Here is a 15,673-nt window from a genome sequence, read left to right on the forward strand (position 1 = left end):
AACGGCAGGGACGGCTGAATCGTCCCCGTCAAACAGGTGATCCCCGCCGCTATGGGAGGAACCGGCGGCCTCGTTCTATGACTCTGGCGATTCGTCCCTGGCCTGGCTCAAGGCATCTATGTCGTCGTGAAAAGCCAGGTAGAGGTTGGCGATTATGCGTGCGCTCGACAGTGACCCGCCTATCAAGGTTTCAACCTTCTTCAAGCGGTAGCGGACAGTGTTCGGGTGCACAAACAACACACTGGCAACCTTCGCGACGTCCAGGTCGTTCACCAGGTAGCAGATGACCGTCTCCTTCAGGTCGCTGTCGACGTTGAGGGTCTCAACAAACCTGTTGAGCTTGTCCTTGGCCGGCGCAGACTGCCGACGTGCCAGGAGCCATGTGGCGGGGTCCACCTCATCCAGGCGGACGATGCCCCGATACGTTCCGGAGGCGGTGGCCGCTGCGGCCTGGATTTGCCGGCGGGCAATTCCGGCTGCTGCCTCTGCTTCCCGGAATGCCTCGGGCGTCCTTGCAAGATCGGAATAGGGTTCAGACAGGCCGACGAAAACAGACCCGGCCGTCAGCTCCAGCCAGGCATCCAGAGCCGATGAGTTCGAAACCACCGCATGGAAGCCCGGCGGGTTTTCGGGCGTTCGCCCGTTCTCTGCCAGCAAGAGCCCCAGACCACTGGCTTCGGCCCCTCGCAAAAGGAGTTCGGTAAAGGACGGGTCCACCGGCTCCTCGGCCGGACTTGCCGCGACCACGGCACGCAGGGGCTCGTACGGCGTGAACCGGAAGGCGCGCATCCGCTCCCAGTGCCTGAACTCGCGGGCCAAGGGCACACCGTCTTGCAGCATGGTCAGCAACAGCGTGTTTTCGTGCCGCTCTCTTGAATCCGAAAACCGGGCGATCCCATTAACTGCGGCCAGGAGCCGCTGCGCCGTTTCGAGCAGTACGTCTCCGAGATCCTTCAGCACGCGGTGGTTCCGGCTGGCCACGGCCAGGGTGAAGCCCTCGCCGCGAAGCACCAGTGGCCGCGCCATGACCCCCCACTGCCCTATCACGATGGTCCCGGACGCGTTATTGCCATCACGCAACTCTTTCCAGATCAGGTGGGTCGGGCCTCCCCCGGAGGACTCGACGATTCGTCCGGAATTTTCGTAAAGCACCGCTGTGCCCCGGCATGCCATGGCGAGTCTGACGATGAGCGCGTGGACGGGGTTCTCAGCGGAAATGCTCTGCAGCAGGTCGTTGCTTATCCAGAGTGCCCGCTTCTGCACGTACGCATCGGGAGATGCCTGCGACTGGTTGATGAAGTTCTCTATGCGGTGGAAGGGAACATCGTGCGCCACGGTATACAGCGGGAAACCGGCTTGTTTGCAGGCCGCGACCAGCTTGGCGGGGACTTGGTCAAAGTAGACTCCAACACCGAAGAAGAGGGCCGCCACGCGCGCTTTCCGCAGATCTTCGACGAGTTTCACGGGCAGCAGTTCATCCCGTTCGGCATTGACAAACCTCAGCCCCGTGGTCAGCAGGACGGTGTTCGGTTCGAGCCACGCAGCCGGATTGTGGATGTCACTTGTGTGGGCTCCCAATACGATGGCAGCCGGGTTGCCCGGAACGAGAGGGGTCAGGCCCAACGGCGCTTCGGATACGACGTCGTGAAGAGTGACCGGGGTCCGGTCGGGCATTGTTCCTCCTGGCTGCAGGGGAAGGGAGGCCTTGGCGGACGACCGATTGTAAATCTGACAAAGGTCCCTGCTCCATAATTTTAGTTCCTCCAGTGACAGAGACCCACGTCACAGGGAAAGTTGTTGGTACCCAATCAGCATCCTGGAGGAACTTAGATGTCCAACCTTAGAGTCGCCGTCGACGTCGGGGGTACGTTTACTGACGTTTGTATTTTCGACGAAGAAACCCATCGCATGCGTGTCACGAAGGTCCCGTCCACACCTGCTGACCCCATGTTGGCGATATTGAGCGGCGTGGAACGCGCCGAGATCAACCTCGAGGACGTGTCGCTCTTCTCCCACGGCACCACGGTGGCAACGAACGCCCTCATCACCCGCAACTTTCCCCCCGCAGCCATGGTCACGACCAAGGGGTTCAGGGACGTCATCGAGATCCGGGACGGTACGAAGGATGACCTTTGGGACGCCTACAACGACGTAAGCGGCCCCTACATCCGCCGACGGGACAGGTTCGAGGTGACCGAGCGTACTGACTACGCCGGCAGCATCGTCACTCCCCTGGACGAAGGGGAAGCCCGCCGCCTGGCCGCGGTGCTCCGCAAGCGCGGCGTCACCACCATCGCCGTCTGCTTCATCAACTCCTACGCCAACGCCGAGCACGAAATCCAGATGCGCAAAATCCTGGAAGAGGAGCTTCCGGAGGCAACAGTTTCCACCTCGTCCGAGATCCTGCCCGAAATCTTCGAGCACGACCGCTTCAACACCGCCGTCTCCAACGCCGTACTGGGCCCCCTGGTGTCCGGCTACGTCAGCCGCCTCGCCGATGAGCTCAAAAGCGGCGGCTACGACGGCGACCTGCTGCTCCTGCACTCCGGCGGCGGCTCCATGACCCCCCGCATGGTCAAGCGGTACCCGGTGCGCCTCGCGGCATCCGGCATCGCGGCCGGAGCCATCGCTGCAAAGCACATCGCCCAGCAGTGCGGCTTCGAAAACGCCGTGAGCCTGGACATGGGCGGCACGTCTACGGACATTGCCCTGGTCTCCGACGGTGAGCTCCGCATCACCAAGGAATGGCAGGTGGAATACGGCCACCCGATCGTCTTCCCCAGTATCGAGGTCCTCACGATCGGTGCCGGCGGCGGCTCGATTGCGCACATTGACATTGCCGGTTCGCTTCGCAACGGCCCGCAGTCCGCGGGTGCCGATCCGGGACCCGCCTGCTACGACATGGGCGGCGAAGAACCGACCAACTGTGACGCCAACGTTGTCCTGAACAGGCTCGGATCCACCCTGGCCGGCGGCGCGAAGACGCTGGACCGCGGACTCTCCCAAACCGCAATCAAGCGTGTCATCGCTGAACCGCTGGACATGAACGAAGCGGAGGCGGCCCACGCCATCCTCCAGGTCGCGAACGCCAACATGGCCGACGCCGTCCGCCTGATCTCTATCCGCCGCGGCTACGATCCCCGTGACTTCGCGCTGATCGCCTTCGGCGGCGCCGGCGCCCTGCACGGCGCAGAGGTGGCCAGGGAACTGAACATTCCCACCGTCGTCGTACCGCCCAGCCCCGGCGTCACGTCCGCGCTGGGCTGCCTCCTGGTGGACATCAGGCACGACCTGTCCGCGATGTATACGGCCGTTGCCGCCGACGCCGATCCGGAAGACCTGGAGAGCAAGTACAGGTCCCTCGAAACGGAAGCCACGGCCCGGCTGCGCCACGAAGGCGTGTCCGAGGAGAATTCGATCCTGCAGCGGATCATCTCCATGCGCTACCAGGGACAATGGCGTTCGCTGGCCGTGAATATGGGAACCGGTGCCGGCGCTCTGGAAGACGCCATCCAGAGCTTCCACCAGCAGCACGAACGCGAGTTTGCTTTCCGCCAGGACGACCAGCCCGTGGAGATCTACCAGCTGCAGCTGTCCGCCATCGGCAAGACACCCAAGCCCTCCTTCGCCCCGGCGACGGAATGGGTCTCCGAGCCCGGCGAGCCCGATTCGGTCCGGCCGGTGTACTTCGGCAACGACGGCTGGGTTGATACGCCCGTCTACGACCGCACCAAGCTCGGCGCCGGCGCGACCTTCGAGGGCCCCGCCATCATCGACCAGCTTGACTCCACGACCGTCGTGCCCCCGCGCACCACCGCCGAGATCGACGAGTGGCTCAACATCCGGATCCACCTCACCGAGTTCAAAGACGAGCAGGAAGCCTAACCATGACCGACGTGATCACCATGCCAGATCTCCATGTCGCGCACTCCGATGCCCGGCTGGCATCAGGCCTAGACCCCGTGACGTTCGAGGTGCTGAAAAACGCCTTCGTCACCAGCGTCGACCTGATGAGCGAGCAGATTCTCCGGACTTGCTACTCCTTCGTCATCTACTCACGTGACTTCTCTTCCGCCCTGTGTGATGCCAACGGAAACACCGTCATGCAGGGCAGCGGTGATATTGCCGTCCACGTCGGTACCCTGCACTTCCAGTGCAAGGCTGTCATTGACGAATTCAAGGACGACATCCACGACGGCGACGTGTTCGCCATCAACGACCCCTACCGGGGCGGCACGCACTTCAACGACGTCAGCTTCATCCGGCCGATCTTCTCCGACGGTGAGGTGATCGCCTTCGCCCAGAACAAGGGCCACTGGGCTGACATCGGCGGGAACGTTCCGGGTTCATTCGATGTCAACGCCAAGGAGCACTTCGGCGAAGGCCTGCGGATCACTCCCGTGCGGATCTGGAGCAAGGGTGTCTTCCTTCACGACGTCGCCCAACTCCTGGTCTCCAACACCCGGGCACCGCGCCAGGCGATGGGTGACCTCCAGGCCCAGTCGGAGGCTACCGCGGTGTGCGAGCGCGAAGTCCTTCGCCTGGTGGAAAAGTACTCCAAGTCGACGGTTGTCGCGGCGATGCAGGAAACCCAGGACTATGTAGAACGGATCGTCCTGCGCCGCCTGGAATCCCTGCCGGAGGGAGTGTGGGAGACCACCGACTACATCGACTTCGATCCCGGCAAGGGCGAGGGCCTGGTGCCCATCAAGATCAAGCTGACGCTGGACGGCAAGGGCATCCACTATGACCTGACCGGTTCCGCGCCCGCCGTCGGAACCTTCCTTAACTCCGGTTACGGCACCACCTACTCGGCCATCTACGCCGGCACCAAGACGTTCTTCCCCGACGTTCCGTTGAACTCCGGCTTCTATGCCGCCGTCGATGCGGAAATCGGGCCGGAGGGCACCGTGGTCAATGCCGGCTGGCCCTTTGCGGTCACCGGCTTCTGCTCCGGTCCGTACGAAAAGCTGATGAACGGGATCTTCGAGCTGTGGTCGCAGATCATGCCTGAACGCGCCATGGCCTGTGCGTTCAACCTCGAGTACCTCCTGGTGGGTGGCCGCGACGGCCGCACCGACGATAACCCCTACTTCATGTGGTACGACTGGATGGCCGGCGGCTGGGGTGGCCGAGCCTCCAAGGACGGGGCCAGCGCCACCGCCCCGGTCTTCGGCCCCGGCCTGGCGGTCCAGCCCATCGAAGGCCAGGAACGGCTGTCGCCGGTCCTGACCACCGTGCACCAGATTGGCACCGACTCCGGCGGTCCGGGCAGGTTCCGCGGCGGCCTCGGCATCGAAAAGGGCGGCACCTTGGTCGACGCGACGAAGACTGTGATGAGCTACTGCTGCGACCGTGCCCGCTCCATTACCTGGGGCATCGAAGGCGGCCTGCCCTCCATCCCGCACGGGGTCTGGATGAACAAAGGCACCGATCAGGAAAAGTTCCTCGGGTCCAACTTCTCAGCCGTTCCGCTGCAATCCGGGGACTCGTTCACCCGCCCGTCCGCGGGTGGGGGCGGCTATGGCGATCCCCTGGACCGGCCCTTCGACGAAGTCCTCGAAGACGTCATCGACGACTACGTGTCGATCGAACGGGCAGCGAAGGACTACGGCGTCATCATCCGCGAAATCGACCGCGAACTCGACCAGTTCGAGATCGATGAAGCGGCCAGCGCCTTGCTGCGCCAACAGATCCGCGCCGACCGCCCCGCATGGCTGACCGCCGATCCGGTCGCAGTGGCGGAGAAGTACCGCGCCGGAGAGGTGGACATGCTCGACGTGATCCGCCGCCACGGCGTCATCCTGGACTGGGGCACCGGGGAGCTGTTCCCGGAGACCACCGCGGAGTTCCGCAAGAGCATGACGAAGCGTTCCTCGTCCCACTGGCACTGAACGCATTCTGACGAACACCGGGCCCGCCGGCGCTGATCGCGGCGGCGGGCCCTGGCATCTCATTGCCCTGAAATCGCGACAGATCCGTGACCACGGCGAAGGAACCCCGGATCGAACCCCACGGTAGTGCCGGGTTCCGCTCCTCTCGAACGACCGAAGACAAAGCGTCCCCTCCCTAGCTTCTTCAATGATGTGAAAGGTGCGAAATTGTCGTACTCGAACTATGTCCTGCCGGCCAGCATGCGTGCCGGAAGATGGTCCCTCACCATGGCTTGGTGGGCGGTCTTCTCCGCGATGTTCTGGATCTACATAGCTGTGGCTTCAGCAGGCGCCGTCGGCGTGACCAACACCCTGATTGGCATGGCTCTTACCGTTGTCACGTACGGTGCAATCAACACGGTGCTCTCGCGCTATGCGGCGCGGACAGGGCTCACCGTCAGCCTCTTCTCCCGGACACTGTTCGGACTGGTCGGTTCCGCCCTGGCATCGCTGATCTTCGCAGCGACTGCCATTTACTACGCGGTCTTCGAAGGATCCATCATTGCCGTGGCGTTCCACGAGTACTTCGGCGGAAGCATGGTGGTTTGGTACGGCATCGTGGTGCTGTACGCCATTCCCCTGGCCCTGGGGGGCGTGCAGAACTGGCTGGACAAACTCAACGGTGTCCTGCTCCCGCTCTATGTTGCTGGACTGGTTGCCGTGGTCATCGCCGCCACCCTCATCCGGGGCGTACCGACGGACTGGATTGGCCAGGCCGCCGCCTCGTCGGCGCTCCCGGGCTGGCTGACGTCGTACCTGATCTACATGGGCGTCTACATCATGATGATGTACACCTTTGACTACGCCAGGCTGGGACGCCAACGGGACGAAAAATTCCTGGGAAGAGTGACATTCGGCTGGGTCTTCTACGCATTCACGTTCGGGCTGAACGGGCTGGTTGGCATCTACATCATGAGCGCATGGCGAATTGAAGCCTCGGAAACCGGGGTCGTCCAGGCGTTCATCTCTTCCCTTGGGCTTGTCGGCCTGCTCGTCATCCTCATTTCCCAGACCCGCATCAACACGGCAAACTACTACCTCGCATCAGAAAACCTTTCGGCATTTGCCAGCCGGGTATTTAGGCTCGAACTGCCCCGCTTTGTCTGGGTGATCGTCTGCGGGGCACTGGCCTTCTTGCTCATGCTCACGGATGTCCTGAGTTACCTTCTCAAGGCCCTGGCCTGGCAAGGCGTCTTTGTCACCGCCTGGGTTGCCGTCGCACTGGTCTTTATTGGCATGAATTGGAATAAGCAGGACCGTGTTCCGGATATCCGGCCAGCCAGTCTCAAGGCGGTCAGCCCCGGAGCAATCGCCTGGGTTTTCGCTTCGGCGGTCGGAATTGCCCTCACGGAACAAACAATGTGGCCGGTCGTGTCACAGCTGACGCCCCTGATCACCATGGCGTTGGCCGCGGGCGTCTACTACGCCGCCTATAAGATCTCGCCGCCGCGGCTGATCAGCGCCGCAGGGACAATTGAGCCAACCGAGGAAGAGTTGGATCCTGCGATCACGCATTAGGTCAACCGCAGGGAATATCGCTAGCTCATGCAGCCGAACTCCACCGGACAACGTCGTCCGGTGGAGTTCGACTTTGTGAGTATGTCAACGTAATTCAGGACCACTGGGAGGGCCTGATCCAAAGCCAGCAACGACGCCGGCCAATGCCAGCGAATGCTCTACAGGCCGAGCATGGGACGCGTCGAAGTCCGGGCGCCCGCGTGGTTCCCGAATCAGGAGCCGAAGGACGGCGTCGCGTTTGGTGCAGGCGTCGGATTCATCCTGAACTATTTTCCGGACATGTCTCCACACTGGGGGCCGCCGGTTGTCTATGGGGCTCCCAGACTCCACCCAATAAGGCCCCCGATAATGCAGCCGCCTCCCACAACAAGGAAGGCTTTCGCAACCCGTCGTATCTTGCGACGCCTATTACTTCTATAGGCCTCCAGAACTTCTGAGTCCTGATGGATGAAGAGATTCCAGTTGGTCGCCAGTTTGGCCAGCGGGTTAGAGATGGCCAAGCATAATAGGCCCCCGAGCAGGACGACTAAACCGAACACGATCGCCGACATGCTCATCCCCCTGGTTCACCACTGATCGGTTGCCCGAATTCTATGATGCAGACGCGGTCAGGCCAACGACCTGCAGTTGCGGCGACTCCGTGACACAACAGCCCTGATTGCCCGCAGCAGTCAGCGCGGCACGGATCTCCAATGCCGGACATGGAAGGCCAGCCACACAGTGCAGGCAATCGGTACCAGCGGGAAAACAAATTCCCCGAGGAAAGCAAAGATGGCAAAAACAATCCAGAGCGCACCGTTGATGACCGAGGCAACGATCAGTGATTTTCGGGTGATTATGTCAGTGGGCACATGCACGCCCTCGGCGCGCAGGGCGCGGGTTTCAGAGCCAGTGAGTCCGACGGCCACGATTGTCACGCGTACTTCTTGCCGTTTTCACCGCTGCCGGACGTCATGGCCACAGACTACGACAGGAATGATGCCAACGAAGATCCAAAGATGCTGTGCGAGGCAGGCACCCCCGGCAGGGGCACTCCATTCCGCCATGGTCTCCCGGAACCGGGCAGGCAGCGTCAGCTCATGCAAGGCGGGACAGATCGTCTGGGGGAAGTTCGCACAAAGGCTCATGCAGCGGTCGATGTCCTGGATGTCGCGACGACGCCCTCGTCGAGCATCAATTGGCTTCTTCGGCCAGTCCGTCGCGGACGCGCCGGCGGACGCGGTCAGGGGCGTCATGGGCAGGCCCCACGGTGCTAGCGAACGATCCACGGCGACCGGGTCGCCGCCCGGCCCCGACAACGCCAAAGGATTCGATCCTTCTTGGCGTGGCCGGCGAACCGGCGGTGCGCATCACGGCGGAGCCGGACGGCCGATGAGCTTACCGGAAAGCCCCTGTGCCTGTGAGCTTCTTGCCGAGAATGAGGGTATGGACCTCGTCGGTGCCTTCGTAGGTGCGCACCGATTCGAGGTTGTTGGCGTGGCGCAGGGGCGAATGTTCGAGAGTGATCCCGTTGCCGCCCAGGATCGTTCGGGCTTCGCGGCAAATCTCGATCGCCTCGCGGCAGTTGTTGAGCTTGCCCACGCTAATCTGGTGGGGCTGCAGTTTGCCCGCGTCCTTGAGCCGGCCCAGGTGCAGGGCCAGGAGAAATCCCTTGTTGATCTCCAAAGCCATGTTCACGAGCTTCTGTTGGGTGAGCTGGTACCCCGCGAGCGGGCGGCCGAACTGAAGGCGACCCATGGAGTAGGTGAGGGCGTCCTCGAAGGCGTCGCGTGCCGCGCCCATCGTGCCCCAGGCAATGCCGTAGCGCGCCTCGTTGAGGCACGAGAACGGGCCCCGAAGTCCGGTGACGTTGGGCAGGACTGCCTCGGCGGGGAGGCGCACGTCGTTCAGCGTGATCTCGCACTGGATCGAGGCGCGCATCGAGAGTTTCTGCTGGATCGGCGTAGCCGTGAAACCGGGGGTATCCGTCGGGACGACGAAGCCACGCACGCCGTCGTCGGTCTGGGCCCAAATCACGGCGACCTGCGCCACGTTCGCCAGCCCGATCCAGCGCTTGGTGCCGTTCAGGACCCAGTCTCCGCCGTCGCGGCGGGCGAACGTGGTCATGGATGATGGGTCCGAGCCGGCGGTTGGCTCAGTGAGGCCGAAACATCCGATCGCGCTGCCGGCGGCCATTTGAGGGAGCCATTCCAGCTTTTGCTCCTCGGAGCCGTGCTTGGCGATGGCGGACATCGCGAGGGAACCCTGGACGGAGACGAAGGTGCGGATGCCGGAGTCGCCGGCCTCGAGTTCGGCGGCGGCGATCCCGTAGTCGACGGCCGTGCCGCCGGCGCAGCCGTACCCCTTCAGGTGCATGCCGAGCAGTCCCAGTTCGGCGAGGTCGGGCACGATCTCGAGCGGGAACCGGGCCTCGTCGTACCATTTGGCGATGTTCGGTTTGATTTCCTGCCGGACATACGTCCGGACCCGGTCACGGAGGGCGAGCTCTTCGGCGCTGAGGAGGGAGTCGAAGGAGATGAGGTCCGAGGGGTCCACGGCAGCGGCTGCCTCGAGATCGGCGGAACTGGGGGCAAGAGTCATGGGGTGGTCCTTCCTGGGCCTGAGTGACTGGGAGAATGGGCGGTTCTTTGCGGCGTGCAGAGGGTGGTCGTGCTTTGCGGGTGCCGCAGCCAGTCCACTACGTCTTCGGTGTGCTCCCCGAGCGCGGGCGGCGCCTGGGTCCGCGGCGGCAGCGCCGGCGTCCAGGTGATGGGGTGGCGGATCTGGCGTCCGATGACTGAACCGCCGCCGTCGTGCACTTCGATGGTCGGCGCGAGACCCAATGACTCCGCGAAGGCAATTCCTTCCCCGATGCTGGCTACGCGCCCGGCTGGCACGCCCGCCGCGACCAGGGTGTCCTGCCATGCCTCCGCCCCTGCACCGGCGAGCCCGGACTCCAGCAGCGGAATGAGCTCGCGGCGGTGCCGGACGCGGAGCGAGTTGGTCACGAAGCGCGGGTCCGCTGCAAGCTCCGGCACGCCGATGGCTTTGCAGAGCCGCGCGAACTGCCCGTCGTTGCCCACAGCTACGGCCAGGGGGGTGTCGGCCGTGGCCAGGAGCTGGTAGGGGACGATGGAGGGATGATCGTTGCCCATTCGTTGAGGCACGACGCCGGCCCCCAAATACGCTTGTCCCTGATTGGCCAGGGCGCCCTGGAGGCTGGAGAGCAGGTTGACCTCGATCCTGCGGCCCCGTCCTGAGTAAGCACGCTCGGAAAGGGCTGCGAGGATGCCGATGGTCGCGTCCTTCGCCGTCAGGACATCGACCAGCGCGACCCCCACTTTGTAGGGGTCGCCCTCCGGGTCGCCGGTAATGCTCATGAGCCCGCCGAGCGCCTGGACGATGAAGTCGTACCCGGGAAGATCCCGGCCGCCGGCGGAGCCGAAGCCCGAGATCGACGCGTACACGAGTCCCGGGTTCGCGTCCGTGAGCGACTCATAGCCGAGCCCAAGTTTGTCGAGCCCGCCGGGCTTGAAGTTCTCGACAAGAACGTCTGCGCGGCGCGCGAGTTCCCGGGCCAGCTCGAGGTCATCGGGGTCGGTCAGGTCCAGAGTGATCGATTCCTTGTTCCGGTTGACGCCCTCGAAGTAGGTTGCCCCCGTTGGCGAGGACGGCGGAGTCCACTGGCGGGTGTCATCTCCGGTTCCCGGGCGTTCGACTTTGATGACACGGGCCCCGAGATCGGCCAGGGTCATGGTCGCCAGCGGCCCGGCGAGCACGCGGGAAAAGTCCGCAACGAGGATTCCCTCGAGGGGCGCGCTGGGCGGGCCGGACTTCATGGCCGGCCTCGATCGGGCCGCATTGCAGGACCACTCATGACAGCACACTCATGACAGCACATAGCGAATGGAAGCCTCCAGCACCGCCAGGCCCTCATCAAGGACGTCGGCCTCGATGCCAAGCGGCGGAAGCAGGCGGATCACATTTCCGTTTGTCCCGCAGGTGAGGGTGATGACGCCGTGGGCGTTGGCTGCCTTGGCGGCGGCGGCGGCGAGGTCCCCGCGGGGTCCTGAGCCGTCGCGGAACTCGATTGCCATCATGGCGCCGCGACCGCGCACGTCGGCGACGCCCTCCAGTGCCACCAGGGGCCCCAAGCGCCGACGAACTGCGGCCTCGATGCGACCAGCATTCTCCAGCAGGGTGCCCTCGCCGAGGATTTCAAATACCGCCAGGGCGGCCTCGCAGGACACCGGATTGCCGGCGTAGGTGCCGCCGAGACCGCCGGTGTGAACGGCGTTCATGAGCTCGGCGCGCCCGGTAGCGGCCGCAAGCGGCAGGCCTGCGCCGAGGGCCTTCGCGGTCAGGGTGATGTCCCCGGCGATGCCCTCGTGCTCGGAAGCGAACAGCTTCCCGGTGCGGCCCATGCCGGTCTGGATCTCGTCGATGACCAGGACGATTCCGTGGCGCGTCGCGATCTCCCGGAGCCCGGTGAGGAAGCCGGGGGCGTGGACGATGAAGCCGCCCTCGCCCTGGATCGGTTCGATGACCATCGCTGCGAAAGTTTCCTGCCCGTGCTCGGCAAGAAGCGCCTCGACCTGCGTGAGGGCTTCGCCGGGTCCATCAGGGGTGGCGTGCGCGGGCGCCGTCGGGCCCCGGAAGACACAACCCGGGAACGGACCGAAGTTGAGCCTGTACGGGTTTTCCTTGGCCGTCATGGCCATCGTGAGCTGGGTGCGGCCGTGATAGGCGTCATCGAAGACGAGGATGTTCGGGCGCCGGGTTGCGGCGCGGGCGATCTTGACCGCGTTTTCGACAGCCTCCGCGCCGGTAGTGAACAGGGCGGTCCGCTTCTCGAAGTCGCCGGGCGTGTGCTCGTTGAGCCACCGGCAAACGTCAACGAAGGACGCATATTCGGTGACCATGAAGCAGCTGTGGGTGAATCGTTCGAGCTGGGCGGCGGCGCGCCTGGCCACCCGCGGGTTGGCCGCGCCGACGCTCGTCACGGCGATGCCGGAGGCGAAGTCGATCAGGTGATTGCCGTCAACGTCCACGAGAAGCGCATTTAGCGCGTGGTCGATGAACACGGGCATGGTAATGCCGAACGCGTCCGTGACCTGCCGGCGGCGTTCCGCTTCCAGGTCCCGGGAACGCGGGCCGGGGAGCTCGGTGAGCAGGCGTCGGGCCGTGGCTGCGACGCTGGCCGGATCATCGGCCCGGGTGGGGGCGATTTCTCGGGTGGCGGTCATGGGTCCTCCTCGTGTGTTTGAATCCACGATAGGGACGGCGCAGCCCATTGTCTTTGGATGATCCATCCCAATTGAGGAGACGTGAAGCCGGATTGCACAAAGGCGTGTGCCCTATGATCTATGCATGATCACCCTCGCGCGGCTCGTCGAGGCTGCCAAGCCTGACCTGGTGCCCTTCTGGCCGATCCCGCTCCCCCGCGTTGAGCTCACGGGTGTACATGTGTCCGAGCTGGAGGATCCGACGGTGTTCCTCTATGGCGGCGAACTGCTCCTGACGGTGGGGCTGCAGCTCGGCGGCCTCAACGGTGACGCTCGGGCGGACGCGGCCCAAAATTACGTACGGCGGCTCGTCGACGGCGGCGTTGCTGCCCTGGGACTGGGCCTGGGTTCGGGCCACGCCATGGTGCCCGACGAGCTGCGGGCGGCGTGCGTGGAATCGGGCCTTCCCCTTCTGACAGTTCCCCGGGAATCCCCCTTCCTGGCCGTGTCGCGGGCCTACTGGGAGCTGGTCAGGCAAGGCGGCGAGGCCGAACTCACCGCCCTGCTGGGACTTCAGGTGGCGCTTACCCGTGCCGCCGCCGACGAGGACGCCGAGCCCGAGATCGTGCGTGAACTCTCCCGCGCCCTCGGCACCTGGGTTGCCTATCTTCCCGAAGGGGAGGGACCACCGTCGTCGGCTGCCAGCGGCGGAGAACTGCCGGCCGGACTGCTGGCGGAACTGGCCCGCGAGGCTGCCCGGCTGCGGACCGCGCGCCGCGGCGCGACCGGCAATATCCAGCTGGCATCCGGTACGGCTTCCCTCTATCCGGTCTCGGACGGCCCGGCGATGTCCGGCTACCTTGCGCTGGGCCGAAGCGGGCAACTTGCTGCTGCAGAACGGCACCTGTTCCTGACCGCGTCCACGCTCCTTGCGGCGCGGGCGGCAGGACAGCGCCGCGCGGCGGCTGAACGGCGCCGCGCCGAGGGGATGCTGGCGGCGCTCGTCCTGGAGGGCCATGATGACGCCGCGCGCCTCCTTGCGACGCAGATGGGCTCCGAGCCACTGCCCGAGACGGCGTTTGTCGCAGTGCTCCCGGACGCTGAGCAGATCGCGGCGCAGCCGCTTCCGGCCGGACTCGTGCTGGAACGGTCCGGTGTTCTGTTCGTGCTCCAGGCAGCATCGAGCCCCTACCCGCAGCTGCCAAAGGGTGTCCGCGGAGCGTGGGGCGGCCCGATGCCGCTTCGGCGCCTGCACGAGATCGCGGCCCAAGCCGCAGAGGTTGCCAAGTCGGCCCCTCCCGGACGGCTCATACGCGTCGGCCACGGACTCGATCTTCCGGCTGACAAATGGGTGGACGAGCTGGTCGCGCACCCGGGCCACCTCCTCGAGACCGTGCGCGCGTACTTGGCCCACCGCGGGCAATGGGAGGCCGCCGGGCGCGAACTCGGCGTGCACCGGAACTCGGTGCGCTACAGGATTGGCCAGGCCAGGGAACTCCTCGGGGTGGACCTCGACGATCCCGACGTCGCGGCCCAGCTCTGGTTGGCCCTCAGGGGCCGGACCCAGGCACCGCGCAACGAAGCACCGCGCAACGAGGCACCGCGAAAGGAATAGCTACCTCGGTGCCACGGGCCAATCTTTGGACCTTTCGGCCGATATCCCACACGAACAGCGATACTCCCGTGCCCGGTTCCGGCGAGCGCCCTTAGGGCGAATCGTACAAAGAAATGGCGAACTCCTGACGTTCTGCCCCATGACTGGCGTTGTCCGGCTGCCTACGCTCAATGGACAGTCCGTAGTCGGGGGAACGATCTCCCACCGGGACGAAAGCACCCTTTGAGGAGGAACGAACCGTGACGATCGAAGACACAAGCCGAACCGCGCAGACAGCCAGCCGCACCAGGACCATCCGCGGAGCGGTGCTGGAAGCCATCGGGACGGACCGGCCCTATACGGACTCACGGCCCATCCAGGTGCAGGACCTTGAGCTGGACGGACCGGGACACGGTGAGATCCTGGTCCGCATAGAGGCCGCCGGGGTCTGTCATTCCGACCTGTCCGTAGTCAACGGAGACCGGCCGCGGCCGGTTCCAATGCTGCTCGGTCACGAAGCCGCCGGCATCGTGGAGGAATTGGGCGCAGGGGTCGACGACGTTCCACTCGGCCAACGTGTCGTCATGACCTTCCTCCCCCGGTGCGGCGCATGCGCCGGATGTCAGTCCAACGGCAAGACGCCCTGCGGGCAAGGCAGTGCGTCCAACACTGAAGGCACGCTGCTCGGTGGCACCCGGAGGCTTTCCAGGACCGGAGAACCTGTGCATCACCACCTCGGAGTCTCCGCATTCGCCACGCACGCCGTGGTCTCCCGCCGCTCCGTTGTGCCCGTCGGCCCGGACGTGCCGGCGCATATCGCAGCGCTGCTCGGCTGTGCCCTGCTCACCGGCGGCGGAGCGATCCTCAACGTCGCCAAGCCCGGCCCCTCCGCCAGGGTGGCCGTCGTGGGACTCGGTGGCGTAGGCATGGCAGCGCTCATCACCGCCGTCGCAACCGGCGTCGAATACGTGGTTGGCATCGACACGCTGCCGGCCAAGCTGGATGCCGCCAAAAGACTCGGCGCCGCTGACGCCATGACCTCCGCGACTGCGCTGGAACGAGGCGAGAAGTTCGACGCTGTCATTGAAGCAGCAGGACACCCCCGCGCCCTGGAAGCTGCCATCGCCCTCACAAAGCCCGGGGGCATCACCGTAACTGTGGGACTGCCGGCCCCGGGCCAGCCTGCCTCGATTGACCCGCTCGCCCTGACGGCCGAGGGGAGGTCGATCGTCGGCAGCTACCTCGGCTCGGCCGTTCCGGAACACGACATTCCGATCTACGCAGAGCTCTGGCGCTCCGGGCAGCTGGCCGTTGAGGGACTTGTCTCGGACACCATCGCACTCGAAGAGATCAACCGCGCCATGGACACCCTCGACGGCGGCCACGCCCTCCGCCAGATCATCACGTTTTCCTGACCTACCTAA

The 15,673-nt window shown here is 64.8% G+C and carries 10 protein-coding genes; 5 read left to right on the forward strand and 5 right to left on the reverse strand.

All coding sequences use genetic code 11. The features are described from left to right. Window positions 1-75: 75 nt before the first annotated feature. A complete protein-coding gene (locus tag C560_RS0100430; protein WP_026536692.1) occupies window positions 76-1,674 on the reverse strand; it encodes a helix-turn-helix domain-containing protein in 1,599 nt (532 codons plus the stop codon). Window positions 1,675-1,830: 156 nt separating this feature from the next. Here C560_RS0100430 and C560_RS0100435 point away from each other — a divergent pair, with 156 nt between their 5' ends. The 3 genes from C560_RS0100435 (at window position 1,831) to C560_RS20820 (ending at window position 7,451) form a co-directional block, all read left to right on the forward strand. Beyond that, window positions 1,831-3,885, forward strand: coding sequence for a hydantoinase/oxoprolinase family protein (locus C560_RS0100435; protein ID WP_026536693.1), 2,055 nt, complete (start codon window positions 1,831-1,833; stop codon window positions 3,883-3,885). A gap of 2 nt (window positions 3,886-3,887) precedes the next feature. Beyond that, window positions 3,888-5,894, forward strand: coding sequence for a hydantoinase B/oxoprolinase family protein (locus C560_RS0100440; protein WP_026536694.1), 2,007 nt, complete (start codon window positions 3,888-3,890; stop codon window positions 5,892-5,894). Between the two features lie 207 nt (window positions 5,895-6,101). Continuing rightward, window positions 6,102-7,451: a purine-cytosine permease family protein gene (locus C560_RS20820; protein WP_043422223.1), complete on the forward strand. Its 1,350-nt coding sequence runs from the start codon at window positions 6,102-6,104 to the stop codon at window positions 7,449-7,451. 671 nt (window positions 7,452-8,122) lie between these two features. On the opposite strand, the gene C560_RS0100455 is transcribed toward C560_RS20820, so the two are convergent. The 4 genes from C560_RS0100455 to C560_RS0100475 all read right to left on the reverse strand — a co-directional run bounded on the left by C560_RS0100455 (window position 8,123) and on the right by C560_RS0100475 (window position 12,676). After that, window positions 8,123-8,368: a hypothetical protein gene (locus C560_RS0100455; RefSeq protein WP_026536695.1), complete on the reverse strand. Its 246-nt coding sequence runs from the start codon at window positions 8,366-8,368 to the stop codon at window positions 8,123-8,125. A 460-nt stretch (window positions 8,369-8,828) separates the two neighbouring features. After that, window positions 8,829-10,031: an acyl-CoA dehydrogenase family protein gene (locus C560_RS0100465; protein ID WP_026536697.1), complete on the reverse strand. Its 1,203-nt coding sequence runs from the start codon at window positions 10,029-10,031 to the stop codon at window positions 8,829-8,831. After that, window positions 10,028-11,269 carry a CaiB/BaiF CoA transferase family protein gene (locus tag C560_RS0100470; RefSeq protein ID WP_026536698.1) on the reverse strand — a complete coding sequence of 414 codons (1,242 nt, stop codon included), beginning with the start codon at window positions 11,267-11,269 and terminating at the stop codon, window positions 10,028-10,030. Before C560_RS0100470 ends, C560_RS0100465 begins: the two co-directional genes overlap by 4 nt. Before the next feature lie 48 nt (window positions 11,270-11,317). Next, entirely contained in the window at window positions 11,318-12,676 is a 1,359-nt protein-coding gene (locus C560_RS0100475; protein ID WP_197026072.1) for an aminotransferase class III-fold pyridoxal phosphate-dependent enzyme, read from the reverse strand. A gap of 124 nt (window positions 12,677-12,800) precedes the next feature. On the opposite strand from C560_RS0100475, the gene C560_RS0100480 reads away from it, so the two are divergent. Both C560_RS0100480 and C560_RS0100485 read left to right on the forward strand, forming a co-directional pair. After that, the gene (locus tag C560_RS0100480; RefSeq protein WP_026536700.1) at window positions 12,801-14,270 is read left to right on the forward strand and encodes a PucR family transcriptional regulator; all 1,470 of its coding nucleotides are present in this window, start codon (window positions 12,801-12,803) and stop codon (window positions 14,268-14,270) included. A gap of 239 nt (window positions 14,271-14,509) precedes the next feature. Continuing rightward, window positions 14,510-15,664: an alcohol dehydrogenase catalytic domain-containing protein gene (locus C560_RS0100485; RefSeq protein ID WP_442853134.1), complete on the forward strand. Its 1,155-nt coding sequence runs from the start codon at window positions 14,510-14,512 to the stop codon at window positions 15,662-15,664. Window positions 15,665-15,673: the final 9 nt, after the last annotated feature.

Origin of the sequence: Arthrobacter sp. 9MFCol3.1, assembly GCF_000620385.1 — a bacterium.
Taxonomy (GTDB): Bacteria; Actinomycetota; Actinomycetes; order Actinomycetales; family Micrococcaceae; genus Arthrobacter.